Source organism: Treponema sp. C6A8 (assembly GCF_000619925.1).
Lineage (GTDB): Bacteria > Spirochaetota > Spirochaetia > Treponematales > Treponemataceae > Treponema_D.
The window spans coordinates 825,182-849,660 of sequence record NZ_JHVB01000001.1 but is presented as its reverse complement, the minus strand read 5'-3'; the positions used below and the strand labels follow the sequence as shown (position 1 = coordinate 849,660).

Here is a 24,479-nt window from a genome sequence, read left to right as displayed (position 1 = left end):
AGACTTCCCTAAGACTATAAGTCTTCTGAAGACCCCAGAGAGACTATCTGGTTGATAGGATGCAGGTGTAAGCACAGCGATGTGTTCAGCCGAGCATTACTAATAGGTCGTGAGGCTTGACCATATTCTCATCTCCGTTTACAATACGGATACTTCATTAAAGACGCTCCGGTCGTGCAGCAGAAAATGCTCTAACGGCCCTTGTTTATAACTTAGTATAAAATACTGGTGGCCATAGTGGAGAGGCAATACCCGTTCCCATACCGAACACGGAAGTCAAGCTCTCTTACGCCGATGATACTGCTCTTCAGCGGGAAAGTAGGTAGCTGCCAGTTTTTTTTATTTAACGCACATATTTCAAGGCTCCCTGGCAACCCGGGAGCTTTTGTTTTTAACCCGATGAAGAGCAGTGTAGTTGGCATAGAGCGGAGCCGTCAGGCGTAGCGAGCGCGCACAGCACTTGAAGTGCTGTGCGGTAAGTAAATGCGAAGCATTTACGACGGAAAGTAGTGTAGGGAGTTTGAACTCCATGTTGTAAATCAGTGCTTCTGACGTAACTGCCTATGAGTCACAAGACCTTAAAATTATCAGATTAGACTTCCAATTTTGAAGCTTTCACCAGCATCAGCCTGTCCTCTAAAAACATTAGCCTTCCCCTTATCAGCTTTACCTTGGGAAGTTTCCCTTTCAATTTTAACAGTCACCGGCGGGAGAAACGGAGGGCTTGGACACCGCAGCGAACGAAGTGAGCGAGGAGTCTGAGCGTCAGCGAACCCGTAGTTGCGAGTGGGAACGGCGACTCGCCTGAAATCTCTATAGAAACAAAAAAAGTCGCCCTTGTGTAAGGACGACTTGTAGTTTTAGAAAAATATTTCTAATTTGTTAGCGGTCGAATCCACGGTCACCGAAGTTCATACAGCAGCCAAGATAAAGTTTGAAATCTACGTCGCCAGCTGCAAAAGCATTTGTGTTTGAACTTGAGCTAGAGCCTTTTGAGCCGGTGCCTCCAAAACCTGCTCCAAGACCGATAATTGCACCGTAGTCAATTCCAAGGTGGAATCCGTCAACATTTAAAAGCCATGAGCGTCCGCCAACATTAACGTCAAATTTGAAAAGATCAAATTCTGCAATCGTTCTTTTAAAACTGCTACCGTCAGTGTTTTTATAATCTTCACTTTCAAATACAAAAAGATTGAAACCTAAAGTAGGGCGAATAAAAAGCGAGAATGGATTTGCAAAAGTAATGCGGAATACAGGTCCGATGCCGAAACCAACGTTACAACCAGTACCTGACATAGAGTCTTTTTCGCCGGATTCAGGTTTGTATTCAATTTTATTAAAGAAATCGCAGTTAATAAAAAGTGCAAGGCCTGCATCAAACTTACTTGCTTTGTTTCCAAAGAAGAAGTTAACATTGTCTTCAAAACCAAATGCAAACGGCTGTGTGTAATTAACTTTGAGTTTTCCTCCAATTGCATCATCGTCTGTGCTTTCTGTTGCCATTGCTTTTGCTATAGTTCCATACATATTCACATCCAATTCAATATTTGCAAAAGCGCATACTGAAGCAAACATTAATCCTATTGCCAAAAAAAATTTTTTCATAGTTTTACTCCTTTGCTTACAATATAAAGGCAAACATTAAATAACGCAAATTTATTTTGTTTGCTGAAGGGGTATGCTGAAATGGCAGAAAAAATTACTTAATTTAACTTATATCTCCATATAAAGTATTGAATAAACATGGCTTTTTTGATAATATTTTTGCTACACATGAACATAGAAGTTTTGTCGGCGTTTAATCCCCGTTTTATGCTGCTTAATTGCTTGTTTATGCCAGTCGTTGTATGAAGTGATTTATGTTTCCTCAGATCCTCTGCAATCGATGAACAATTTGTAATCATTAATTGAGGTATTTTATGTACGCAACTATTGAATTTAAAGGAAAGCAGTACAAAGCAGAGAAAGGTGTTGTGCTTACAGTTGATAAGCTTGACGCTGAAAAAGGTGCAAAACTTGACATTGATACAGTTCTTTTGGTAAGCGACGGTGACAAAATCAGTGTTGGCGCTCCTTACGTAAAAGGTGCAAAAGTAAAGGTTGTTGTTGAAGATTCTTTCCGCGACAAGAAAGTTTTGGTATTCAAATACAAATCAAAGAAAGACTATCACCGTACAATCGGTCACAGACAGCAGTACACAAAAGTACGTGTTGAAGACATTGTTATTGCATAATTAAAGGAGACTACAATGGGAAGAACTAGAGGCGGAAGCGGTGCTAAAAACGGCCGCGATTCAAATCCAAAAAGCTTGGGTGTTAAAAAATATGCAGGTGAATTTGTAACAGCTGGTTCAATTATCTTGACTCAGCGTGGAACAAAAATCTATCCTGGCAACAATGTAAAGAAAGCAGGAAACGACAGCTTGTTCGCAGTTGCTGACGGTACTGTTGTTTACCACGAGCGTATGAATCACAAATACGTTTCTGTAAAAGCTGCTGAGTAGTTTACATAAATATGTTTGAAGAGCCCGGTGTTTGAGTTGCCGGGCTTTTTTTGTTTTTAGGGTTGGTGGGGATAATCCTCTTTTGTGAAGGTGTTTTTTTTATGATTAATTTTGCTGATGAGGCGCTGATTGAAGTTCGCTCTGGTAACGGCGGTAACGGTTGTGTTGCTTTTCGCCGCGAAAAATATATTCCGCATGGCGGTCCAAACGGCGGTGACGGTGGAAAGGGCGGAGATGTTATTTTTACTGTAAAGCGCAATATGCGTACTCTTTCTAATATCCGCCATAAGCATTGTTTTAAGGCTAAGAATGGCGGCGACGGTCAGGGCTGGAACCGCTTTGGTGCAGACGGAGAAGACTGTGTTATTCCTGTTCCTCCTGGAACTACTATCCGTGATGCAGAAACTGGCGAATTTATTTACGACTTTACCGGTAAAGATGAGAACGAAACTTTTGTTTTCCTTAAGGGCGGAAACGGCGGCTGGGGAAACGTTCATTTTAAATCTTCGACAAATCAGGCTCCTAAGCACGCAAATCCCGGACAGAAGGGTGAAACACGCTTTTTGAAGCTGGAGCTCAGTATTATGGCTGATGCTGGTCTTGTAGGATTTCCTAATGCGGGTAAATCGTCTCTTTTGACTGCATTTACAAATGCCCGTCCTAAGATTGCGCCATATCCTTTTACTACTATTATTCCAAATCTTGGCGTGCTTCGCGTTGATGATGAAAACGATATCATAATTGCTGATATTCCGGGAATTATTGAAGGTGCTTCTGAAGGCCTCGGTCTTGGTGATACCTTCCTTAAGCATATTACCAGAACTTCCTGCCTTATCTTTATGATTGACTGTTCGGATGATAATTATCTGACGGCCTATGAAACTTTGTGCAATGAGCTTTCAAATTATTCTGACCTCTTGATGGAAAAGCCTCGTATTGTTCTGTGCAATAAAGTTGATATTCCTGGCGCTCATGCCCGCGCGGTAGAAGTTGCTGATAAGATTCATCAGTCTGAGCCGGACACTCCTGTTGTGCCTATTAGTGTTCTTACAGGAAACGGCATGAAAGATGCAAGAATTCATATAATTTCTCTTGTTGACAGACTTGAAAAAAGAAGTGAAAGCAAAGAAAATAAAGAAGAGAAGGCTTTTGGTTCTGCCTTTATGGAAGCAAGGGCTGGCTTTGAGGATGATGACGAAAACGTTCAGTATCCGGGAAGCGAAAATTAATAAAGTCGGGTTTTTGTTTAGGTTTTATAGATGAAACTTGCAATTTTAGGCGGCAGTTTTAATCCTCTTCATATCGGGCATGCGATGCTTGCGGATGTAATTATCCGCGAGATGCATTACGATAAAGTGCTTTTTATTCCGACTTTTAAGCCGCCTCACAAGGAAATTACTGCAAAAATTACGACTGAGCAGAGGGTGGAAATTGTAAGGCGTTTCTGTGACGCCGTGGGCGACGGTAAGTTTGAGCTTGAAACCTGTGAGGTTGAACGCGGGGGAATTTCTTACACTGTTGATACTCTGGAATATATAATAGAAAAATATAAGGATGAGCTGGAAGGAAAGCCGGCCCTTTTGATGGGTGAAGAAATTGCGGCAGAGTTTTCTAAATGGAAATCTCCGGACGTGATTGCTTCTAAGGCTGATTTGATTGTCGTTCCCCGCTATCCGGATGTTTACGGTAACTCTATCAGGGCTGGAAATTCTGCTATACCGGTTACAAATATAAAAAATAATCCGACAGGCAGTTATCTTGGTGATTTCAGGGCTACTTTTAATCCTAAGAAATTTCCTTATCCTCATAAATTCCTTGATATTCCGATTCTGACAATTTCATCAACCGAGATTCGGGCCAGAATTGCATCGGGCAGAAGCTTTAAATACCTTATTCCTAAAGCTGTTTATGAGTATATAGAAGAAGCTCAATTATATAGATAATAGATAATTTTACAGAAAATATTGCAGAAATTATGGACAGATTTGTTGAAATAACAGAGAAAATCAGGGCTTTTACACAGGCCTCGGTAAAAAAATCAAGATATGAGCATTCGGTTCGCGTGGCAGAAATGTGCGCAAGAATCTGCCGTTTTTACAGACTTGATTCAGAAAAGGGCTATCTTGCGGGTGTCGGTCACGATATGTGCAAGGATTTTCCTGTGGAAAAGATGATAGAGCTTGCAAAGAAAGATGGAAATCCAATTACTGATTTTGAGATGAAAAAGCCTTCTTTGCTGCACGGACGGGCTGCCGCTGTTATGATGAAAGAGGAGTTTGGAATTTCTGATGAAGAAATTCTTGAAGCCGTTGCTTATCATACTTCTGGAAAAAGCGGCATGTGTGACCTTACAAAGGCGCTTTTTGTAGCTGATAAGATTGAGCCTTGCCGCCCTCAGGCGACTCCAAAATATATTGAACAAAAATTTTCACTTTCTTTTGACGGAATGGTTTATTCAGTTCTCAAAGAAAATTATAATTACCTGACAAAAAAAGGTTATGAAGTTTTCCCGGGCACAGAAGGGCTTCTGGAAGAATATAAGGTAGAAGGGGTGGAGTAGAATGCGCAAATTCAGAGATGAGCAGAAGGGACTTGTTTTTATTCTTTTGATTTTGCTTATTATGGCTGGTGCTGCCGTAATTTTTTCGGTTTCCCTGCATACTGATGTAGTTCAGGAAACTCTGGACAGGGATCAGAAAATTCAGATGCTTATTGGCGTTGAAGATTCTGACGGTTCACTTTTGTTTTCCAGCGTTCTGATTTATTATCCTTCTTCTCAGAAAGCGGCTCTCATCAATATTCCAGGTTACACAGGTTCCATTTATGCCAGCCTGAACAGAACTGCCCAGATTAAAAAGGTATATGAAGAAAAGGGAATTGAAAGTTACCGGGAGGAAGTTAAGAAACTCATTGGTATTCAGATTCCTTTCTATACAATTATTACTATGGAAGATTTTGCAAAACTGACAGATTATTTTGGCGGTTTGCGGGTTTTCATTTCTGAGCCTATTGATTATGTTTCTGATGACGGAAGCATGTATATTCTGCCGTCAGGTGCTGTAAATCTTGACGGTGACAAGGTTCTTACTTATCTTCATTACAAGCTTTCTGATGAAGATGAAACTGATTTGCAGGACCGTTATCAGAATGCCATGACGGCCTTTATTACTGCTTTAAGTGATAAAAAATTCATTTTGTTTGACGGACATAATTTCAGAAACTATTCAAGCTGTTTTCGTTCTAACATCAAGGCTGAGGAAGAGGAAAAACTATTTAAGATAATTTCTGGTGTTGATTCTGAATCGATTATCCGCCAGACTATCACAGGTTCTTTCCGTAATGTGGATGGACAGAGCCTTTTGTTCCCTCTTAACAACGGTGAAAACGTTAGAAATAACGTTCGCCAGGTTGCAAACATGCTGGTTTCTTCTGAGGGCGCATACAACAGCCGTGTTTATATTCTGGAAATTCAGAACGGAACTACAACTCAGGGACTGGCAAGAAATACATCAATTCTTTTCCAGAATGCAAGTTATGACGTTCTTAGCGCCATAAATGCAGACAGAAATGATTATGAAGAAACTGTAATTATTGACCGCCTTGGAAACGCGGAAGCCGCAAAGGCAATCGGAGACTTTATTCATTGTGATAATATTATTAAAGCTGATTCAGAGAATGCAGAAACTACCGCTCATTCTTCTGACGTTGACTTTACTATAATTTTGGGACGGGATTTTAACGGACAATACGTTATTAAACGCCGTAAATAACTATTAAAACGATTTTGGAGTAATACAAATGAAAACAATGCGAGAAAAAGCAGTCGAAATTGCAAAACTGATGGAAGACGGAAAAGGAAAGAATGTTGTTCTTTTGAACATCAGCGAGCTGAACAGCTGGACAGATTATTTTGTAATCGTAACAGTAAACTCTTCTACTCACTGGCAGGGACTTTTTAAGGATGTAAAAAATTATATTAAGGATAATGACCTTGAAATTCATCTTACAAACAAAAAGAGCCCTGATGGCGATGACTGGAATTTGATTGACCTTGGTCCTATTGTTGTGCACCTTATGTCTGAGTCGGCACGCGAATTCTATGATCTGGAAAAATTGTGGCACGCCGGTGAAAAGATTGATTATTCAGCTGAGTAATTTATAGAAATGCGTAAAAAAAGCAGACCTGAAACTTAAGAGTTCTAAGGTCTGCTTTTTTTTTATATATCAGGATTTGTTTTGTCCCTGGAAATTTTAGAAATCCAGATCGTCGTTAAGAAGTTCGTCTGAAGCGTCCGGGCGGTAGCTTGAATAGCCGTCTTCCGGTTCAACGTCGTCGTAAGGTTCGTCTACGTCCTCTTCTTCCTTGAAAACATCATCGTAATAAAGATCTGCGTCGTCATCAAATTCATCTAAAGATTCGTCTGATTCGCCGTAGTCTTCGTCAAAATCATCTTCAAAATCATCATCATAATCTGAAAAATCATCGTCATAAGACAAAGACATTTCTAACTCAGAATATTCTGATTCGGAATTGAAAAAAGACATAGGATACCCCAATAAATAAAAGTGTTTATAAACAACTCGCACAAGAAATGTAATTTGAACTGCTTTTATTGTCAATAGGAATTCTGATTTCATTTTGTTATATAGTAAGGATTTTTTTTGCAAAATAGATTTTTATGACTTATAATGATTATTGATTTTGAACTTAATTTAAGGGATTTTAATTTGAATATTTTTAGCCGCATAAAAAACATAATACTCAAAGATAATTATTCAATTAATCGTAAGATATTTAATCTTATGTCTATTGTTCTCTTCTCTGTAGGACTGATAACTATTGTTACGAATATTTTATTCGGTCTTCCCTTGAGTTCAATTCTTTTATCAGGTGTAGTTATTGTTATAACTCTTCTTTGCCTTTTTATTTCTGTCAGATTCAATAAAACTGTGCTGGCTTCCATTATCCTTACGATTTTTGTAAATGATATCTGTCTTCCCTTTCTTTATTTCACCTCTGACGGAATGAACAGCGGTATGCCTATATGGATGGTTTTAGGCCTTGTTTCAACCCTGCTGCTGCTGAGAAAAAAGACTTGTGTAATAGTTTTTGTAATAAATGCGATTGTAAGTATCACGACAATAGTTGCCGGCTATTTATATCCTATGCTTTTTACTCCGATGCCGTCTGAATTTGCTGCGGTTTTTGATATGCTTGTGGCATTTATCTGTGTTACGGTTGCTGTCGGTTTTTTCTATAAGTATTCAACATTTACTTTTGAAGAGCAGCAGAAGCGTATTATTGCGGCTGTGAGACGCGCTGACCAGGCAAATCTCATAAAATCGGAATTCCTTTCAAATATTTCGCACGATATACGTACTCCGATGAATGCAATTGTCGGTTATTCGGAAATTGCAAGGCAGAATTGTGATGACCGCAAAAAGCTGATGGACTGCTTTGAAAAAATCAGCATAGCAAGTGACCATCTTCTTGAGCTTATCAATGGAATTCTTGATATGTCCCGCCTTGAAATGGGCGGAACCCAGCTTTTAGAGACTGAATGTTCGATTCAGCAGATTGTAAACGACGTTGCTGATATTCTTGAAAACCAGATGATAGAAAAGCAGATTGATTTGCAGCTTGATTATTCAGAAGTCTGGGAAGACAAGATTATTGCAGATAAGGTTAAGCTTACACAGATTCTTCAGAACATTCTTTTGAATGCCGTTCAGTATTCAAATAACGGCGGAAAAATCTTTATTTCTGTTAAGCAGCCTGAAATTGATGATGAGCAGGGAATTGCCAAGACCGAAATCAGAATTAAAGATGAAGGCTGCGGCGTTTCTAAAGAATTCCTTGAAAAGATTTTTGAGCCTTTTGAGCGTGAAAGAACTGTCGGAAAAACTGAAGTTTCCGGAATCGGACTTGGACTTTCAATTTGCCGTAAGCTGATTCAGATGATGAACGGTAAAATCAATATTGAAAGTGAAGAAGGAAAGGGAACAGAAGTATTTATTTCTATTCCTCTTGTGATTCAGACTCTTATGGAAATTGCTGAAGAAGTTCCTGATGAGGAAATCCTTATAAGCGGAAAGCGTATCCTGATTGTTGAAGACAACACACTTAACCGCGAAATTGTAAAGGATATGCTTGAAAGCGCCGGCTGTATTGTAGAAGAGGCAAAAGACGGTTCTTTTGCAGTTGATATGGTAAATCTTGCGGGGCACGGTTATTACGATTTAATTCTTATGGATATTCAGATGCCTATTATGGACGGTTACGAAGCCACAAGAATTATCCGTTCTTTCCCGAATGAAAGCCTGAGTAAAATTCCTATTGTTGCTCTTTCTGCAAATGCATTCCCGGATGATAAGAAAAAGGCTTTTGACAGCGGAATGGATGCCTTTATTTCAAAACCAGTTTCAGCAGACAAACTTGCGCGTGTAATTAACGTGATTTTTAACAGTGATATAAAGAAAGCCGCTTCAGATGAAATGAATTAATTTTATTTGCCTGTTTAATGATAATGGTGTATTCTTATATTCATATTTAGCGATAAACTAAATAGGGGCGGTGAATATGAGTCATAACTTTAATCCATTTGAAAATGTAGACGTAAATAAGCTGGGCTTTAAGAAGGAGGCTCTGACAACCTGGTCTCCTTTTGCAAAAGAAGTTTCTGTTCTTTTTTACAGGGATTTTGAAGCTGTAAAAAATGGAAAGCCTTCTTTTGAATGTCAGATGGAAAAAGCTTGTGACGGCTGCTGGATACTTTCTGCTGACCGCCTGGAAAATCTTATAAAAGAGAATAAATACTATAAATATCGTTTTACTTTTGAAAATGCCGTCTATGAAGTCTGTGATATCTGGTCAAAATGCGCTTCGCCTGATTCCCTTGCTTCTGAACTTTGCCAGCTGGAGCCTATAGATTACTATAACCCCTTTGGTAAAAATGGCGGGGAAAGAAAAGTCTTTTCTGATGCCGTAATTTTTGAAATGCATGTCAGGGACTGGTCGCGGTCTTTTGTAAAGGATTCTACGGGAAAATTTCTTGAAATTGCAGATTTCAATAAACTTATGGAGCATTTGAAGGAGCTTGGCGTAACTCATGTTCAGCTTTTACCTTCCTTTGATTACGCAAACACCAATGATGATTTGTCCTATAACTGGGGCTATGATCCATTTAATTTTAATGTGCCTGAAGGCCGCTATGTAAGTGCCGGCTATGAAGACGGAAAGCAGGCTGTAGATGAAATGAGGAAAATGATTGATGCCTTCCATAAAAACGGAATTGCTGTGAATATGGACGTGGTCTATAACCATACAATTGGAACTGGCAGCAATTCAATTTATGATATGACTGTTCCCGGATATTTTTACCGCCTGAAAAAAGATGATGAAACTGGCATTGAATATTTTAACGGTTCTGGCTGCGGAAACGAGCTCGCTTCTAATCACAAGGTTGTTCGCGACTTTATAATTGATTCCCTTAAGCACTGGATGAAGGATTATGGCATCAACGGCTTCCGCTTTGATCTGATGGGTGTTTTTGAGCCTGAGACAATGAAAGAGATTTATGCCGAACTCAAAAAGATTGATAAAAACGTTCTTGTTTACGGGGAGCCCTGGTGCGGAGGCGAGTGCGGGGTAGAAAAATCCTGTACAAAGGAAGTAATTGACGAGGCAGAAGGAGTTGCCTGCTTTAATGACAACTTCCGCGATGCAATTAAAGGTGCTGAATTCTGCGGCTTTAAGCAGGGGCAGGTGCAGGGAGTCTTTAATGATGCAGCAATCTGCACGGGTCTTACAGGTTCCCTTAAGAAAAATGCTGGCTTTACTCAGAATCCTAACAGGACTATAAATTACGTTGAGTGCCATGACAATTACACGCTTTTTGATAAGCTTGCTATTTCTTATCTTGGGAAGACTGAGTTTTCCGGGGATTTATATAAGGCAATCGGTAAAGAAGGTCTTGAGACTGTCCGTAAGCAGAATATTTTGAGCGCCGCTTTTGTGATTCTTGCCCAGGGAGTACCTTTTATAAACGGCGGACAGGAGTTTATGCGTACAAAGCGGGGAGACGAAAACAGCTATATTTCTTCTGATGAAATTAACCAGATAGATTTTTCTTTTAAGAAAAAAAATGCAGATGTATTTGCAGCTTACAAGGGACTTTTTGCCTTGAGACGGGCAAACCGCCAGGCCTTCGGGCAGAATGAAAATGCTGAAGCTCAGTCTCTGGGGGAAGGTGTTGTTCTATATAAGACCGGCGATTTCTGCGTAATTTACAATGCCAGAAAAAGTGACTTTGAAACGCAGGTAGAAGGATATGCGGTGGAAGTTGATGTGCTTTCCGGCGAGATATGCGAGGCAGCCCTTGATTGTGACAGGGGCGGCTGCGTGAATGTCTGCCTGAGCCCCCTTTCCTTCATCATCCTAAAAAAATCATAATGACAGCTGATGAAGAAATCAAAAGTTCTGCTGTGAGCAGCGTCATATCCATAATCAGCTGGGAATGTTTTTTCTGAGTCCACTTTGGACGGGCAGAGGTAAAGAGAATATTTAGAAGCAGGGTAACAGTTCCAAAGAATAAAGGAATGCCGTAAAGCTTGCGGCCGAAAATCAATTCTGCCAGGGAAGTAAAGCATAAAAATCCGCCGGCGCAGAAAACTGCCAGATAGAAGAAATATATTTTTATCATTCGCGGACGGGTTAAAAGACAGAAGGTGGCGAATGCTGCAATTAAATCTGCAATTATAATGATGTTAAACCAGTTTGGAATGCGGACAAGATAAATTGCCGAAAGAAAAACATTGTTCCAGACTTCAAGAGCCATAAATAAAAATGCGAATGAAGCAATTTCAAGAGTGCGGTTAGGCTTTTTCTTAATCACAAGCTGAAGGGCAAGAAAGGCTTCTGTAAAGATAAATGAAATAATCTGAATCTGAATTATATGGAAAGAATCTGGAATTCGGAAAAGCAGCAACGTGATAAGGCAGGCTGAAGAAAAAGGCAGCAGGAGCAGCTTGAAAATATCACGAAGAAGCTGGTTTGCTCTTATATAGAAGAAGATATAGAGTCCGAGTGAGATTACAAAGAGTGCAAGAAAAGTCCACAAAAAATAATACATAAGAAAAATATATCATACACCGTCATACTTTGCCACTTGCTACTTTAAAAAAAACTTGCATTCCAATATAATTTTGCGTATTAAAATCGGGTCAATTTTCGGTTTTTTTTAGGAGTAACTTTTTATGACAATTACAGAAATGCTAGGTCAAGGTGGACTTTTGACACTGCTTGGAATGTGTGTTGTCTTCAGTTTTATTATCATTTTGATTATCTGCATGACAGTGCTTAAAGCTGTTATTCATGCATTTAAACTTGATAAAACTGCAGAGCCAACTAATAATGCTGCTCCGGCTGCAAGCGCGGCTGCGGGTAATGACGGTGCAATTATTGCTGCAATAGCTGCCGCTATCCGTGAAAAACAATCTGTCTAATTAAAGGGGAAATATAAATATGTCTAAAGTAGGAATTTCTGAACTTGCAATCCGTGATGCTCACCAGAGTCTTCACGCAACTCGTATGACAACAGCTGATATGCTGCCAATCTGCGATAAACTTGATAAAGTTGGTTATAAATATATTGAAGGTTGGGGTGGAGCAACTTATGACTCTTGTATCCGCTTCTTGAACGAAGATCCATGGGAGCGCCTCAGAAAGCTTCACGCAGCTCTTCCAAACAACAAAATTATGATGCTTCTTCGTGCTCAGAACCTTCTTGGTTACAAGCACTATGCTGATGATGTAGTAGAGAAGTTCGTTGCAACTGCTGCAAAGAATGGTATTGGATGTTTCCGTATTTTCGATGCCTGCAATGACCCTCGTAACATGGAATGCGCTACAAAGGCAGCTAAAAAATCTGGCGTAGATGTTCAGATGGCTATTTCTTATGCCGTTACTCCATTCCACACAAATGAAAAATATGCTGAGCTTGCTAAGACTTATGCAGACTTTGGTGCAGATTCTATCTGTATTAAAGATATGTCTGGTCTTTTGAAACCATATGAGGCTTATGACCTCGTACAGAAAATCAAGGCAAAGGTTGATCTTCCTGTAGAAATCCACTCACATGCTACAACAGGTCTTTCTGTTGCAACACTTTTGAAGGCTGCTGAAGCTGGTGCAGACTGGCTTGATACAGCAATTTCTTCTATGTCTATGGGTACATCTCACTCTCCAACTGAAACTGTAGTAGAAATGCTCAAGGGCACAGATATGGATACTGGCCTTGATACAAAGCTTCTTCTTGAGATTGCTGCTTACTTCCGCGAAGTTCGCAAGCACTACTCATCACTTGAATCTGCATTCCTTGGTGCTGATACACGTATTCTTCTTTCTCAGGTTCCAGGCGGAATGCTTTCTAACCTCGAATCACAGCTCAAACAGCAGAACGCAGGCGACAAGATGGACGCTGTACTTGCTGAACTTCCAAAGGTTCACAAGGCTGCAGGTTACGTTCCTCTTGTAACTCCAACATCACAGATTGTTGGTACACAGGCTGTTATGAACGTTCTTATGGGACCTTATAAAGTAATGACTCAGGACTTCCGTAACTTGATTACTGGTAAGTTCGGTAAACTCCCAACTGATGCAGATCCAGAGCTTGTTAAGAAGGCTCTTGAACAGAATCATATGGATGCAGTTGTTACATGTCGTCCAGCTGACCTTATTGAACCTGAATGGGACAAAATGGTTGAAGAATCAAAGAAAGCTGGTGGTAACGGATCTGATGAAGATGTTCTTACTTACGCTATGTTCCCTAATGTTGCTCCAAAATTCTTTGCTGAACGTGCAAAAGGTCCTGTTGACGCTGCTGCAACATTCGCTAAGAAAGAGGCTCCTGCTGCTGCTAAGGAAAACAAGGGTGGTTCATACACTGTAAACGTAAACGGTACTGCTTACAATGTTACAACAGGCCCTGCAGGCGATTCTATGAGCGTAAACGTAAACGGAACTGCTTATAACGTAACATTCGGTGCCGCAGGTGCCGCTCCGGCTGTTGCCGCAAGTGCTGCTCCTGCTGCACAGGTTACTGGTGGTGTAGAAATTAAAGCTCCTGTAGCTGGTACATTACTTCGTCACGCAGTTGCTGCCGGAACAAAAGTAAATAAGGGTGATACTGTTATCATCGTTGAATCTATGAAGATGGAACTTGAAGTTAAGGCTCCTGAAGCCGGAACTGTAAGCTTCTCTGTTCAGCCTGGTACACAGATTCAGGCTGGTCAGGTTCTTGGAACTTTGGGCGGTGTTGCTGTTGCAGCTCCAGCCCCTGCTGCTGCTCCGGCTCCTAAGGCTGCACCTGCTGCTGCACCTGCAGCTGCTTCTGGTGCTGGAACTCCTGTTAAAGCTCCTGTTGCCGGAACTCTTCTCCGCTATGCAGTTAGTGAAGGTGCTGCTGTGCAGGCTGACACAACAGTAATCATCGTTGAGTCAATGAAGATGGAACTGGAAATCAAAGCTGGTGCTGCCGGAAAAGTTCACTTTGTAGCAGCTACAGGCTCTCAGATTGCTCAGGGCGCTACAATCGCTGAAATTCAGTAAGGATTATTAGATGGAAACAGTTTTGAACAAAAATAATAAATATAAAGTGTTCAGAGCAAGTGCTATTGTTTGTCTTATTGCTCTTTCACTTTCTTTTGTAGGTTGCGGTAAAAGTGCTGGTTCTTCTGGAAACTATGCTTCTACTACAATCGTAAAAGGTTCAGAGAATATCAAACCTATTTCAGTAAAATCTTTCTTCGGAAACGTTGCAAAGAACACTGGAATTTACAAAATGATTCACACTCCAACTCCTGAAGAAGCTGCAGAAGAAAAAGCTTCTAAAGAGCAGATGGAAATTGTAAAAGAAGAACAGATGGCTCAGGCCGCAGCTGACCTTGCTTCTCATCCTGTAAAGGGATGGCAGCGTCTTGTTATGCTTGCAATCGGCTTTCTTATTGTTTACCTTGGAGCTGCAAAAGGATTTGAACCTCTTCTTCTTATTCCAATCGGATTTGGTACAATTCTTGTAAACATTCCGGGTGCCGGTATGGGTGATGGGCCTGACGGTATGCTTCATATCATCTATTCTGCAGGTGTAGGAAACGAATTCTTCCCTATGCTTATCTTTATGGGAATTGGTGCTATGACAGACTTCGGTCCTCTTATCGCTAACCCTAAAACAGCCCTCCTTGGTGGTGCTGCCCAGCTTGGTGTATTTGCTACACTTTTTGGTGTTGCTTCCATGAACTTCATTCCTGGAATCGACTACAACATGAAGCAGGCTTGTGCTATCGCTATTATCGGTGGTGCAGACGGTCCTACATCAATCTACGTTTCTGGTAAACTTGCTCCAGAAATGATGGCCGTAATTGCCGTTGCCGCTTACTCTTACATGGCTCTTGTTCCAATGATTCAGCCTCCTATTATGAAGCTTTTGACTTCTAAGAAAGAGCGTACAATCAAGATGAAACAGCTTCGTCCTGTATCTAAGACAGAACGCATTTTGTTCCCACTCTTGCTTCTCGTTGTAACAATCCTCTTGCTGCCTCCTGCAGCTCCACTTATTGGTATGCTTGCATTCGGTAACTTCATTAAGGAAATCGGCTGTGTTCAGCGTCTTTCTAAGACTGTTGAAAACGAACTTATGAATATCGTTTCAATTCTCTTGTCACTTGGTGTTGGTTCACAGATGACACCTGAAAAGATTATGCACGCTAACTCTCTGGGTATTATCGTTCTTGGTCTTCTTGCTTTCTGTATCGCTACAATGGGCGGTCTTATTATGGCAAAGATTATGAACCTCTTCCTCAAAGAGAAAATCAATCCGCTTATCGGTTCGGCTGGTGTTTCTGCCGTTCCAATGGCAGCCCGCGTTGCAAATAAAGTTGGTATGTCAGAAGATCCGACAAACTTCCTTTTGATGCACGCTATGGGACCAAACGTTTCCGGCGTAATCGGAACCGCAATTGCCGCTGGTGTGTTTATCTCTACATATGGTATGTAGATTATAATGCAAACTTTGCGTAGTAAAGTTTGTGCTTGCGTTAGAGGCACATGCGATTGCAGGTCTAATTTTTAGCGCAAGCAGGTATGTAAAATTGAATGCTAACTTTGCGAATGCAAAGTTAGGGTTTGCGGTGACTGCACCGACGGTTTTAATTGTTGTTTTTACCGCAAACAGGAATGTAACATATGAGGCTTGCAACGCGTAAGCGGTGCAAGTGTTTGCGAAAGGCTGTCCTCTTTCCGGGGGACAGCCTTTTTTTTATGAAAATTTTCAATAAAATTTTATTATGTATACTTTTTATCTCGTGCTATAATTATTTTTAGACCTTTATTAGCAGGCGGATAAATTGAGGACATCATCTAACAATAAAGCAATTCATAAAAATATGAACAATGGCTTAGGAAGATTTTTTCTTGCTCTTTCAGGAATCTGTCTTAATGTCGTTTTTTCTTATTTTATGAATAAACTTGGACTGCCTTTATTTTTTGACTCAATCGGAACTATAACCGTATCTGTAGTCAGCGGATTATTATTTACAGGAATTCTTACTGCAGTTGTTTCAGGCATAATATGCTCTTTTTTTTATGCAGCTTCCATATATTTTTCTTTTCTGAATGCACTTATAGCAATTTTTACCGTCTGGTATATTAAAAACTATTCTTTAAAGAAAATTGAAAAAACGATTTTATTTGCTTTTACACTTGTTTTTACTTCATCGATATTAAGTTCTTTAGTTCAGTTTTTAATTTTTGGTGACAGTCAGGCTTCCCTTATTGCTCAGAATGCCCGTTCTTTTTCTTCAGCAGTAAATATTTCTTTTCTTCCTTCCTTTTGTCTTGTTAATTTTTTAATTTCACTTCTGGATAAAGGATTTTCACTTGTTTTTGCAATTATTGTTTTAAATATAATCCCGAAAAGGGTTGTTGAATCACTGAGGGAAGGTGTATGGAAGCAGAGGCCGCTTTCTGTTTCAGAATTAAAGTCTATAAAAAACTGGAGCCGTGATATAAAGGGTTCTCTTAGAATTCGTTCGGCACTTACGCTTATAATTACATCAACAGTTCTGGTTTTTGTAATGGGCTGGATTGGAATAAATCTTTATTTTGGAAGCATAAAAAATGAAAGAACAGAAACTGCAAAAAACTGTGTAAAATTTGCAGCTGAAGCGATTAACCCTGCCAAGGTTGATGATTTTATTAAATATGGAAGACGTCTGCCGGAATATGAACTTACTGCAAGAATATTAAAAAATATTCAGAATGTTTCGAGCGGTATAAAATTTCTTTATGTTGTCAGGGTTGAAGCTGAAGGCTGTTATTTTATTTTTGATAATGATGAAAATGAATACGATGCTTATAATCCCGGTCAGCTTGTTCCTTTTGATGAAGATTTTGAACCTTATATTCCAGACCTTCTGGCAGGAAATGAGATAGAACCTGTTGAAAGCCATTCAATAGTCGGCTGGATGCTTACTATTTACCATCCTGTTTATGATTCTGCAGGAAGATGTGTATGCTATGTAGGTGCTGATATTTCCCTGGATTATATGACAGAATATATGAGCAATTTTATTTTACGCGTAATGCTGATTATGGCAGGATTTTTTATCCTTATTATAGCCTATGCGGTTTTGTCAACGGGTGTATATACTTCTTATCCTATAAGTACTATTGCAGCCTGTGTAGATAATTTTGCTCATTCTGGTGAAGATCAGGAAAAACTTGATGAAAACGTAAAGACAATCCGATCTCTTGATATTCATACAGGAGATGAGGTTGAAAAACTTTATAAATCAATCTGCCGAATGACTTTGAATCAGGCTGAACAGATGCGTGATATTATGAGGCTTTCTGATTCAACCTTAAAAATGCAGGACGGTCTTATTATTACTATGGCAGATATGGTTGAAAACCGTGATTCCGATACTGGTGCTCATGTTCAGAAAACTTCTGCCTATGTAAAAATTATTGTTGAAGGCCTTAAAAAGAAAGGTTATTACGCACAGAAAATTACACCTAAATTTATGTCAGACGTTGTGCGTTCTGCTCCTTTGCATGATGTCGGAAAAATTAATATTCCAGACGGTGTTTTGAATAAACCTGGAAAGCTTACTGATGAAGAATTTGCAATTATGAAAACTCATACGACTGCAGGAAAACTTATTCTTGAAAACGCAATCAGTACGGTTCAGGGAGAAAGCTATCTTAAGGAAGCCAGAAATATGGCGGCATATCATCACGAACGCTGGGATGGTAAGGGTTATCCGGAAGGTCTTCATGGCGAGGTAATTCCTCTTTCTGCCCGTATTATGGCAGTTGCGGATGTATTTGATGCCCTTGCTTCTCCTCGTGTTTATAAGCCGGCATTTCCGATAGAAAAAGCACTGGAAATTTTGCAGGAAGGATCTGGAACTCAGTTTGATGCAAAATGCGTTGAAGTTTTTATGGATGCACTTCCTGAAGTCAAGATGATTTTGAAAAAATATACGACAGGGCTTTAAGTGCCTTTTTGTGAAGACGGAGGTTTGTTTTGCTGCATATGAAGAATAGGAAAGTTTTTGCAAATCTTATTTCTCTTATTTCTGGCTTTTTTTTATTTTCTATGCCAGTCTTTGCCCAGCACAGTAGTAAAATTGGTGGAGGCTACGCTGCAACCGGTCAGATTGAAAATGTTGGCTTTACCTGTGAAATTTATGATGCGACAAATGGACTTCCTACTTCAGATGCAAATTTTGTTTTAGGTGCAAAAAACGGATACGTCTGGGTTTGCGGTTACAGCGGAGTTTTCCGTTATAACGGTTCAACATTTGAACGGCTTCCAACTTATTTTGGACTTACTAGCGGACGCGGACTTTTTGAGGATAGTCGTGGAAGAGTCTGGGTTGCTACAAATGATAATGGTGTTGTTGTTTTATATGACGGAAAATCAAGGCATTACACATACAGGGATGGTCTTCCTTCTTCATCTATAAGAATTTTTGCAGAAGATAATGATGAAAACGTATTTATAGGAACTACGGCCGGTGTTTCCTATATAAATAAAAACGGACAGCTTTATACAATTTATGATGAACGTATAAATAAAGAGCGGGTCCTTAAGCTTTCAAGTGATTATAGCGGCAGAATTTACGGACAGACAAAAAACGGCCTGGTTTTTGCTATTGATGACTGTCTTGTTACAGAGGCTTATTCAAGTGAAGAGCTTGAAATGGAAAAAATTACAAGCCTGATGAATGATCCTCTCAATCCAGGAAAGGTTTATCTTTGTACGCAGGGAAGTACCATTTATTATGGTGAATTCGGCAAAAAGGCTTCCCAAATGAAAAAAATTGATGTTTCACCTCTTTCAAATATTCACTGGATAAGTTTTGACTGCGGCCGTATCTGGGTTTCGTCTACCTCAAAGGTGGGCTATCTTGATGAAGCAAATAAATTTTTTGAAGTTTTAGATATCCCGATGAATAGTGCCATTGAAATGACGACTTCAGATTATCAGGGAAATATCTGGATTTGTTCGGCAACACAGGGTGTAATGAAGCTTGTTACAAATAATTTTGTGAATTTGAGCTGTGCATCAGGACTTGAAAAAGAAACAACAAATTCAGTCTGCCTTTATGATTCAAAAATTTTTGCAGGAACAGATAATGGACTTAGACTTATTGACAGCAAAAACAGAAGCTTGACTAATAAACTTACGGATTATGTTGGCGGTGCAAGAATCCGCTGTATATTTGAAGACAGCCGGAAAAATCTATGGCTTGCAACTTATACTAATCAAAAGGGAATAATCTGTTATTCTCCGGATGGTAAAATATCTTCATTTACGACAAAAAATGGAATGCCAAATAATCAGGTACGCTGCCTTTCCGAATCAAAAAGTGGTGAAATCCTTGCAGGAACAAACAGTGGGCTTGTAGTTATAAAAGATGGAAAAGTCATAAGGACTGTAGGCTCGGAAGATGGAATAAAGAATACGGAGTTTCTTACTGTCTGCGAGGGATTTGACGGAAATATTTATGCCGGAAGTGACGGCGATGGAATTTATGTAATCGGAAAATCTTCTGTAAAACGAATCGGACGGGATGAAGGTCTTACAAGTGATGTCATTATGCGAATCAAAAAGGATGAGGCGCATGGGGTTTTATGGATTATTACTTCAAATTCGATTCAGTTTATAAAAGGCGGTATTATAAAGAATATAGCAACTTTTCCATATAACAATAACTATGACCTTTATATTAATGATAAAGATGAGTGCTGGATTCTTTCTTCTTACGGTATTTTTATTGTTAATGTTGAAGAACTTCTTTCTGATAGTGTAAATGAATACCGTCATTACACTATTGCAAATGGTCTTCCTTCTGCCATAACAAGTAATTCCTACAGTGCTCAGGCAGAAGACGGAACCCTTTTTATTGCAGGTCGTGAGGGGGTAATTCGTGTAAATATCAATCATTATTTTGACAGAGATTCTCAAATAAAGGTTGATTTGAATTCTGTATATTGTGATGATAAAAAGATTTTTGAGCATCAGGATGGAGTTTATGTTCTTCCGGCATCTAAGGGACGAATAAAGCTTACTCCTTCAGTAATGGATTATACAATGACAAATCCTCTCGTCAGGGTTTTTCTTGAAGGAACCGGGGAAAATGGAATTACTGTTCATAGAAATCAGCTGACTACGCTGGAATATACTTCGCTTTCCTACGGAAATTACACCTTCCATATACAGATTCTTGATAATAATAGAAAAGACATTCTGCTTGACCGCAGCTTTAAGCTGTTTAAGCGTGCAAGAATAACGGAACTTTTCATTTTCAGGCTTTTGTTTATTTGTGTACTTTTAGTTTTTGGCGGCTTTATTGTATGGCGGGTTATGAAATCAACTGTAATTACCCGTCAATATGATGAAATACGCCAGGCTAAGGATGAAGCAGAACGTGCTAATACCGCAAAATCACGCTTTCTTTCAAATATGTCTAAGGATATTCTGGGGCCTATTAATACGATTATGAGTATGAATGAGATGATTATGCGGGAAGAATCAAAGAACGTTCCTAAATCATATTTTCTTTCAATTATAAATTATGCCTTTGATATAAAAACTTCATCAGAATCACTTTTGACTCTTGTAAACGATCTTCTTGAGATGACAAAAATTGAAACAGGCAGTCTTCATATTGTTCAGCAGGAATACGATGTAAAGACTTTCCTTAAAGCTATTGTTTCCTTAATTCGAGTCAGAGCTATAGATAAGGGTATAAAGTTTGATGTAATTGTTGATGAAATGATTCCAAAACGGCTTTACGGTGATGTTGGAAAAATAAGACAGGTAGTAATGAAACTGCTTTTAAATGCCGTAAGATTTACAGATGAAGGCGGAGTTGAATTAAAACTGACAATGGAGAGCAGAACAAATGATATCTGCGGACTTTGTTTTTCTGTAAAGGATACTGGTATAGGAATTGAACAGGAAGCAGTAGAAAGTCTTTTTGGTTCATATGATGCTGATGAAAAAAATCAGAATCAGCATCATATGGCAGGACTTGGACTTAATATTTCAAGAAAATTTGCTGAATTAATGGGGGGCGTTCTTGTATGTCAAAGCTCTCCAGGGGAAGGTTCGGAATTTATCTTCTCTCTTGAACAGAAAATTGCAGATTCTACTCCGATTGGAAATTTTTCTGAGGATGAAAAAACTACAGCAAGAGGACTCTATTTGCCTCAGTTTATAGCCCCGGATGCAGATGTTCTTGTTGTTGAAGATAACCCGATGACTCTTCACGTTATTAGAAATCTTTTAAAAGCCACAAAGGTTTTTGTTACAACGGCAGAATCCTGCGAAGACTGTCTTGCAAAGATCAAAAATACGTCTTTTAATGTTGTATTTGTTAATTATGAAATGTCCGGAATGGACGGTGAGGAAATAATAGATAAAATCCGTTCAGTTTCTGCCAGCCTTCCGGTTTATGCTCTTACTGAAAATACAAGTTATGGTGAGGAATATTATAAAGAAAAAGGTTTTACGGGATATGTTACAATTCCTTTTACTTTTGATATTTTGGAGCGCACAATTATGAGGCATTTGCCGGAAGCAATGATGGCACAGCCTTCTAAAAATGAAACTGTTGAAATGCTGACAGAAATGCCGGAAGAACTTTCGTGGATATATAAGGTAGAAGAAATTTCTGTTCAGGATGGAATTGTGAATTCCGGAGGAATAGGTTCTTACATTTTTTCTCTTAAACTTTTTTATGACACTATTGATGATACTGCAAATGGAATTAATCACTCTTACCAGATTGGTGATTTTGCCCGTTTTGCCGTAAAAATAAGAATTTTAAAAAATTCCGCCAGAATTATTGGAGCAATTTCATTAATGGAGCTTGCTGCAAAGTTTGCAGATGCCTGCCAGAAGAAAGACAAAATTTTTATTGCGGCAAATATAGATAAGCTGCTGGAAGTTTATACAGGCTACAAACAGAAATTGAGCAGATTAGCACAGTCTTCCGGGGCTGAAAAAACTGCATCTGGTAGTGAAGGGAAGGGGGATCAATAAATGTTCGATTTTCTCAAAATTTATCAGCTTGATATAATGCTTTATCTCTGTGCAACCAGTACCATAATGGCTGTCCTGCTTTTTATAACACGCTTTCTTCCGCGAAGAAGAAAATGGATTCTTATTGGAATGGAGCTTAATGCAACCCTTCTTCTGGGATTTGACAGACTGGCTTATATATATTCTGGAAATTTGGGGGCTGTCGGCTATGTTATGGTTCGCCTTTCAAATTTTATTGTTTTTTTTATGACTTCTGGAATTGTATTCTGCTTCAATCTTTATATTTCAGATTTAATTGAGTCTAAAGTAGGTAAGGATTTTTCTTCTATAAGATTAAAGATTGTTAGTGTTGCAACAGTTATCGGAATGCTGCTTGCAGTTTTAACAGTTTTTACAGGACTTTATTATTATTTTGATTCGCATAATCATTATCACAGGGGAAATGGATTTCTTCTTGCTTATGTTATTCCTGTTCTTGGACCTCTCATTCAGTTTTCTGTAATTTACAAACATAGAAAGCAATTCAGCCGTTTTATTTATATTGCACTTTTGCTCTATATTTTTGTTCCAATTTTCATGGGAATACTTCAGATTTTTGCTTATGGAGTCTCTATTGTGAACATGGCAATGGTGCTCGTTTCTGTTTCACTTTATATATTTACTTATCTTGATATTAATGATGAAATTCAGCATGCACATTATCTGGAAATGGAAGTGCTGAAAGAAGAGCAGAAAAATATGAAAACTGTCTTTTCTCAGACGGCAACTGCTTTTGTTGAAGCTCTGGAAGCTGGAAATGACCTTTATAAGGGACATTCAGAACTTGCTGCTGAAACTGCACTTAAGATTGCAAAAGAATGCGGAAAATCTGAACAGGTTTGTAATGAGGCTTATTATACAGCCCTTCTTCATAATGCCGGGCTTGCAGGTCTGCCGGAAAATTTAATCAGTAAAGAAGAAAACATTACTGGCGAAGAAGAAAAATTAATAAAAAAACTTCCCGTTTTAAGTGCGAAAATTCTTTCTAGAATAAAGGCTTTTCCTTATCTGAGTAATAATGCCCGCTATGTTTATGAACGTTATGATGGAAAGGGATATCCGGAAGGATTAAAAGGAGAGTCAATTCCCGAGGTTGCAAGAATTGTTGCAGTTGCGGAGGAATATGCGACTGTGACAAGCAGAAATAAATACCGAGATGCAATTCCTGCTGCTCTTGTTCGTGAAGAATTTGTAAAGGAAGGCGGTCTGCGTTTTGATCCTGCTTTCTCCAGCGCTATGGTGCGCCTTATGGATACTGATACAAAGGAACATAAGAATGATAATGATGAAACTCTGGAAAGTGAACTTGTTTGCGGACAGTATCGTGACAGAGTTTCTGTTGGTGTGCCTGTTTCTAGTAATTATGTGAACATTACTTTTAAATGCAGGGTTAATGATGAGAAAGGTAAATTTTCATTACCATCAATCATTCTTTACGATTCCTTTGACCGTCATGTTTACAGCAGCCAGAAACTGATAGAATCATATCATTATCTTGAATATGGCGAAGTCTGGTTTGACGGTCACGTAATTTCAACCAGCGCAAGAAATATGAAGGTTAGTATAGCAGAAAAAGAAAAAACTGAAGACGATAAAGGTTTTTATAAAATTTCTTCAGCACGTTTTGATGACCATCTTATTCTGAAAATGGAAAGTTATGAAAAGCATGTTGAAGTGATTATTGCTCTGCCAGATATTTCTAAAGCTTCTTATATTTCCCTGACAGGTGAAAACTGTATTCTTTCAGATATAAAAATGGAAGTAACAGATGAAAAAGTTTTTGAAAATTCTATTCCGCGGATTGCAGAACCAATAAGCTATATAAATCATATTGAATCGGATGTTCCTAATATTCAGATAAATACACCTTGTGGAGAATATACTCAGGGAATTGAAATTAATGATGGTATGACTCTCAGTTTTCATACAATGACTCTTCCAGATGCAAATCTTGTATGGCATTGTCCGTATGTTTTACTCTATTATTCTGAAGATGGAAAGGTTGACGGAAAAGACTATCGTCAGTATGCTTTTTTTAAGTTGAATGGTGAGGATAACGGTTCAAATGAATATGCTGAAAATGATTTTTCCATGCATCACAGCGAAAATTTTGAAAACTGGAGAAAATGGAATGATTTGAATAAGGCTGGCTACGAATGTAAAATAAAATTTACAAAAAAAGGCGGCCGTATTTCTATCAGAACTGAAAATCTTGGAATTGCCATTGAAAATATAACAAAAATAAAGGATGAAAAAGATTCTGTTTATATTTCTCTGACAGGGGATCAGTGTGCTTTGACGGATATAAGAATATATTAATAAC

Annotated in this window: 18 protein-coding genes and 2 rRNA genes; 17 read left to right on the top strand and 3 right to left on the bottom strand. The window is 38.9% G+C overall.

The features are described 5' to 3' along the window. A 23S ribosomal RNA gene (locus tag T530_RS0103770) occupies positions 1–124 on the top strand; the annotation flags it as partial. Positions 125–224: 100 nt separating this feature from the next. Further along, a 5S ribosomal RNA gene (rrf, locus tag T530_RS0103765) occupies positions 225–335 on the top strand. Positions 336–882: 547 nt separating this feature from the next. Here rrf and T530_RS0103755 read toward each other — a convergent pair. Next, positions 883–1,605, bottom strand: coding sequence for a hypothetical protein (locus tag T530_RS0103755; protein WP_027727879.1), 723 nt, complete (start codon positions 1,603–1,605; stop codon positions 883–885). 314 nt (positions 1,606–1,919) lie between these two features. On the opposite strand from T530_RS0103755, the gene rplU reads away from it, so the two are divergent. From rplU to rsfS, 7 genes are all read left to right on the top strand, one after another. After that, entirely contained in the window at positions 1,920–2,234 is a 315-nt protein-coding gene (gene rplU / locus T530_RS0103750; protein WP_009105625.1) for a 50S ribosomal protein L21, read from the top strand. Positions 2,235–2,249: 15 nt separating this feature from the next. Further along, entirely contained in the window at positions 2,250–2,504 is a 255-nt protein-coding gene (locus T530_RS0103745; RefSeq protein WP_009105626.1) for a 50S ribosomal protein L27, read from the top strand. Positions 2,505–2,605: 101 nt separating this feature from the next. Next, positions 2,606–3,733, top strand: a complete 1,128-nt coding sequence (obgE, locus tag T530_RS0103740; RefSeq protein ID WP_027727878.1) for a GTPase ObgE — start codon at positions 2,606–2,608, stop codon at positions 3,731–3,733. A gap of 30 nt (positions 3,734–3,763) precedes the next feature. Further along, positions 3,764–4,447, top strand: a complete 684-nt coding sequence (gene nadD, locus T530_RS0103735; RefSeq protein ID WP_027727877.1) for a nicotinate (nicotinamide) nucleotide adenylyltransferase — start codon at positions 3,764–3,766, stop codon at positions 4,445–4,447. A 32-nt stretch (positions 4,448–4,479) separates the two neighbouring features. Beyond that, the gene (yqeK, locus tag T530_RS0103730) at positions 4,480–5,064 is read left to right on the top strand and encodes a bis(5'-nucleosyl)-tetraphosphatase (symmetrical) YqeK (protein ID WP_027727876.1); all 585 of its coding nucleotides are present in this window, start codon (positions 4,480–4,482) and stop codon (positions 5,062–5,064) included. A gap of 1 nt (position 5,065) precedes the next feature. Next, positions 5,066–6,274, top strand: a complete 1,209-nt coding sequence (locus tag T530_RS0103725; protein WP_027727875.1) for an LCP family protein — start codon at positions 5,066–5,068, stop codon at positions 6,272–6,274. Positions 6,275–6,302: 28 nt separating this feature from the next. Further along, positions 6,303–6,659 carry a ribosome silencing factor gene (rsfS, locus tag T530_RS0103720; RefSeq protein WP_027727874.1) on the top strand — a complete coding sequence of 119 codons (357 nt, stop codon included), beginning with the start codon at positions 6,303–6,305 and terminating at the stop codon, positions 6,657–6,659. Between the two features lie 96 nt (positions 6,660–6,755). On the opposite strand, the gene T530_RS0103715 is transcribed toward rsfS, so the two are convergent. After that, on the bottom strand, positions 6,756–7,049 hold the full coding sequence (locus tag T530_RS0103715) for a hypothetical protein (protein WP_051537796.1): 294 nt from the start codon (positions 7,047–7,049) through the stop codon (positions 6,756–6,758). A 258-nt stretch (positions 7,050–7,307) separates the two neighbouring features. Between T530_RS0103715 and T530_RS14615 the strand changes: the two genes are divergently transcribed. Both T530_RS14615 and T530_RS0103705 read left to right on the top strand, forming a co-directional pair. Beyond that, positions 7,308–9,008, top strand: coding sequence for an ATP-binding protein (locus T530_RS14615; protein WP_197018230.1), 1,701 nt, complete (start codon positions 7,308–7,310; stop codon positions 9,006–9,008). Between the two features lie 76 nt (positions 9,009–9,084). After that, on the top strand, positions 9,085–10,956 hold the full coding sequence (locus T530_RS0103705; protein WP_027727872.1) for an alpha-amylase family glycosyl hydrolase: 1,872 nt from the start codon (positions 9,085–9,087) through the stop codon (positions 10,954–10,956). Here the strand turns inward: T530_RS0103705 and T530_RS0103700 are convergent. After that, positions 10,937–11,635: a hypothetical protein gene (locus tag T530_RS0103700; protein ID WP_027727871.1), complete on the bottom strand. Its 699-nt coding sequence runs from the start codon at positions 11,633–11,635 to the stop codon at positions 10,937–10,939. The genes T530_RS0103705 and T530_RS0103700 overlap by 20 nt on opposite strands. Before the next feature lie 124 nt (positions 11,636–11,759). Between T530_RS0103700 and T530_RS0103695 the strand changes: the two genes are divergently transcribed. The 6 genes from T530_RS0103695 to T530_RS0103670 all read left to right on the top strand — a co-directional run bounded on the left by T530_RS0103695 (position 11,760) and on the right by T530_RS0103670 (position 24,475). Next, positions 11,760–12,008 carry an OadG family protein gene (locus T530_RS0103695; RefSeq protein WP_009105648.1) on the top strand — a complete coding sequence of 83 codons (249 nt, stop codon included), beginning with the start codon at positions 11,760–11,762 and terminating at the stop codon, positions 12,006–12,008. A 19-nt stretch (positions 12,009–12,027) separates the two neighbouring features. Continuing rightward, the gene (gene oadA, locus T530_RS0103690) at positions 12,028–14,112 is read left to right on the top strand and encodes a sodium-extruding oxaloacetate decarboxylase subunit alpha (protein WP_027727870.1); all 2,085 of its coding nucleotides are present in this window, start codon (positions 12,028–12,030) and stop codon (positions 14,110–14,112) included. A gap of 10 nt (positions 14,113–14,122) precedes the next feature. After that, complete coding sequence (locus T530_RS0103685) at positions 14,123–15,556, top strand: sodium ion-translocating decarboxylase subunit beta (RefSeq protein ID WP_027727869.1); 1,434 nt, start codon at positions 14,123–14,125, stop codon at positions 15,554–15,556. A gap of 349 nt (positions 15,557–15,905) precedes the next feature. Then, a complete protein-coding gene (locus T530_RS0103680; RefSeq protein WP_156011515.1) occupies positions 15,906–18,059 on the top strand; it encodes an HD domain-containing phosphohydrolase in 2,154 nt (717 codons plus the stop codon). A 38-nt stretch (positions 18,060–18,097) separates the two neighbouring features. Then, complete coding sequence (locus T530_RS0103675) at positions 18,098–22,117, top strand: ATP-binding protein (RefSeq protein WP_027727867.1); 4,020 nt, start codon at positions 18,098–18,100, stop codon at positions 22,115–22,117. Then, on the top strand, positions 22,118–24,475 hold the full coding sequence (locus tag T530_RS0103670; RefSeq protein ID WP_027727866.1) for an HD-GYP domain-containing protein: 2,358 nt from the start codon (positions 22,118–22,120) through the stop codon (positions 24,473–24,475). Positions 24,476–24,479: the final 4 nt, after the last annotated feature.

What these genes read in the sequence shown, in the direction of transcription:
- T530_RS0103695 (WP_009105648.1), top strand. Translation starts at nt 11,760, where the DNA reads ATGACAATTACAGAAATGCTAGGTCAAGGTGGACTTTTGACACTGCTT.
- yqeK (WP_027727876.1), top strand. Translation starts at nt 4,480, where the DNA reads ATGGACAGATTTGTTGAAATAACAGAGAAAATCAGGGCTTTTACACAG.
- T530_RS0103715 (WP_051537796.1), bottom strand. Translation starts at nt 7,049, where the DNA reads ATGTCTTTTTTCAATTCCGAATCAGAATATTCTGAGTTAGAAATGTCT.
- T530_RS0103745 (WP_009105626.1), top strand. Translation starts at nt 2,250, where the DNA reads ATGGGAAGAACTAGAGGCGGAAGCGGTGCTAAAAACGGCCGCGATTCA.
- obgE (WP_027727878.1), top strand. Translation starts at nt 2,606, where the DNA reads ATGATTAATTTTGCTGATGAGGCGCTGATTGAAGTTCGCTCTGGTAAC.
- T530_RS14615 (WP_197018230.1), top strand. Translation starts at nt 7,308, where the DNA reads ATGTCTATTGTTCTCTTCTCTGTAGGACTGATAACTATTGTTACGAAT.
- T530_RS0103685 (WP_027727869.1), top strand. Translation starts at nt 14,123, where the DNA reads ATGGAAACAGTTTTGAACAAAAATAATAAATATAAAGTGTTCAGAGCA.
- T530_RS0103675 (WP_027727867.1), top strand. Translation starts at nt 18,098, where the DNA reads ATGAAGAATAGGAAAGTTTTTGCAAATCTTATTTCTCTTATTTCTGGC.
- nadD (WP_027727877.1), top strand. Translation starts at nt 3,764, where the DNA reads ATGAAACTTGCAATTTTAGGCGGCAGTTTTAATCCTCTTCATATCGGG.
- T530_RS0103755 (WP_027727879.1), bottom strand. Translation starts at nt 1,605, where the DNA reads ATGAAAAAATTTTTTTTGGCAATAGGATTAATGTTTGCTTCAGTATGC.
- T530_RS0103705 (WP_027727872.1), top strand. Translation starts at nt 9,085, where the DNA reads ATGAGTCATAACTTTAATCCATTTGAAAATGTAGACGTAAATAAGCTG.
- oadA (WP_027727870.1), top strand. Translation starts at nt 12,028, where the DNA reads ATGTCTAAAGTAGGAATTTCTGAACTTGCAATCCGTGATGCTCACCAG.
- T530_RS0103670 (WP_027727866.1), top strand. Translation starts at nt 22,118, where the DNA reads ATGTTCGATTTTCTCAAAATTTATCAGCTTGATATAATGCTTTATCTC.
- T530_RS0103725 (WP_027727875.1), top strand. Translation starts at nt 5,066, where the DNA reads ATGCGCAAATTCAGAGATGAGCAGAAGGGACTTGTTTTTATTCTTTTG.
- T530_RS0103700 (WP_027727871.1), bottom strand. Translation starts at nt 11,635, where the DNA reads ATGTATTATTTTTTGTGGACTTTTCTTGCACTCTTTGTAATCTCACTC.
- rsfS (WP_027727874.1), top strand. Translation starts at nt 6,303, where the DNA reads ATGAAAACAATGCGAGAAAAAGCAGTCGAAATTGCAAAACTGATGGAA.
- rplU (WP_009105625.1), top strand. Translation starts at nt 1,920, where the DNA reads ATGTACGCAACTATTGAATTTAAAGGAAAGCAGTACAAAGCAGAGAAA.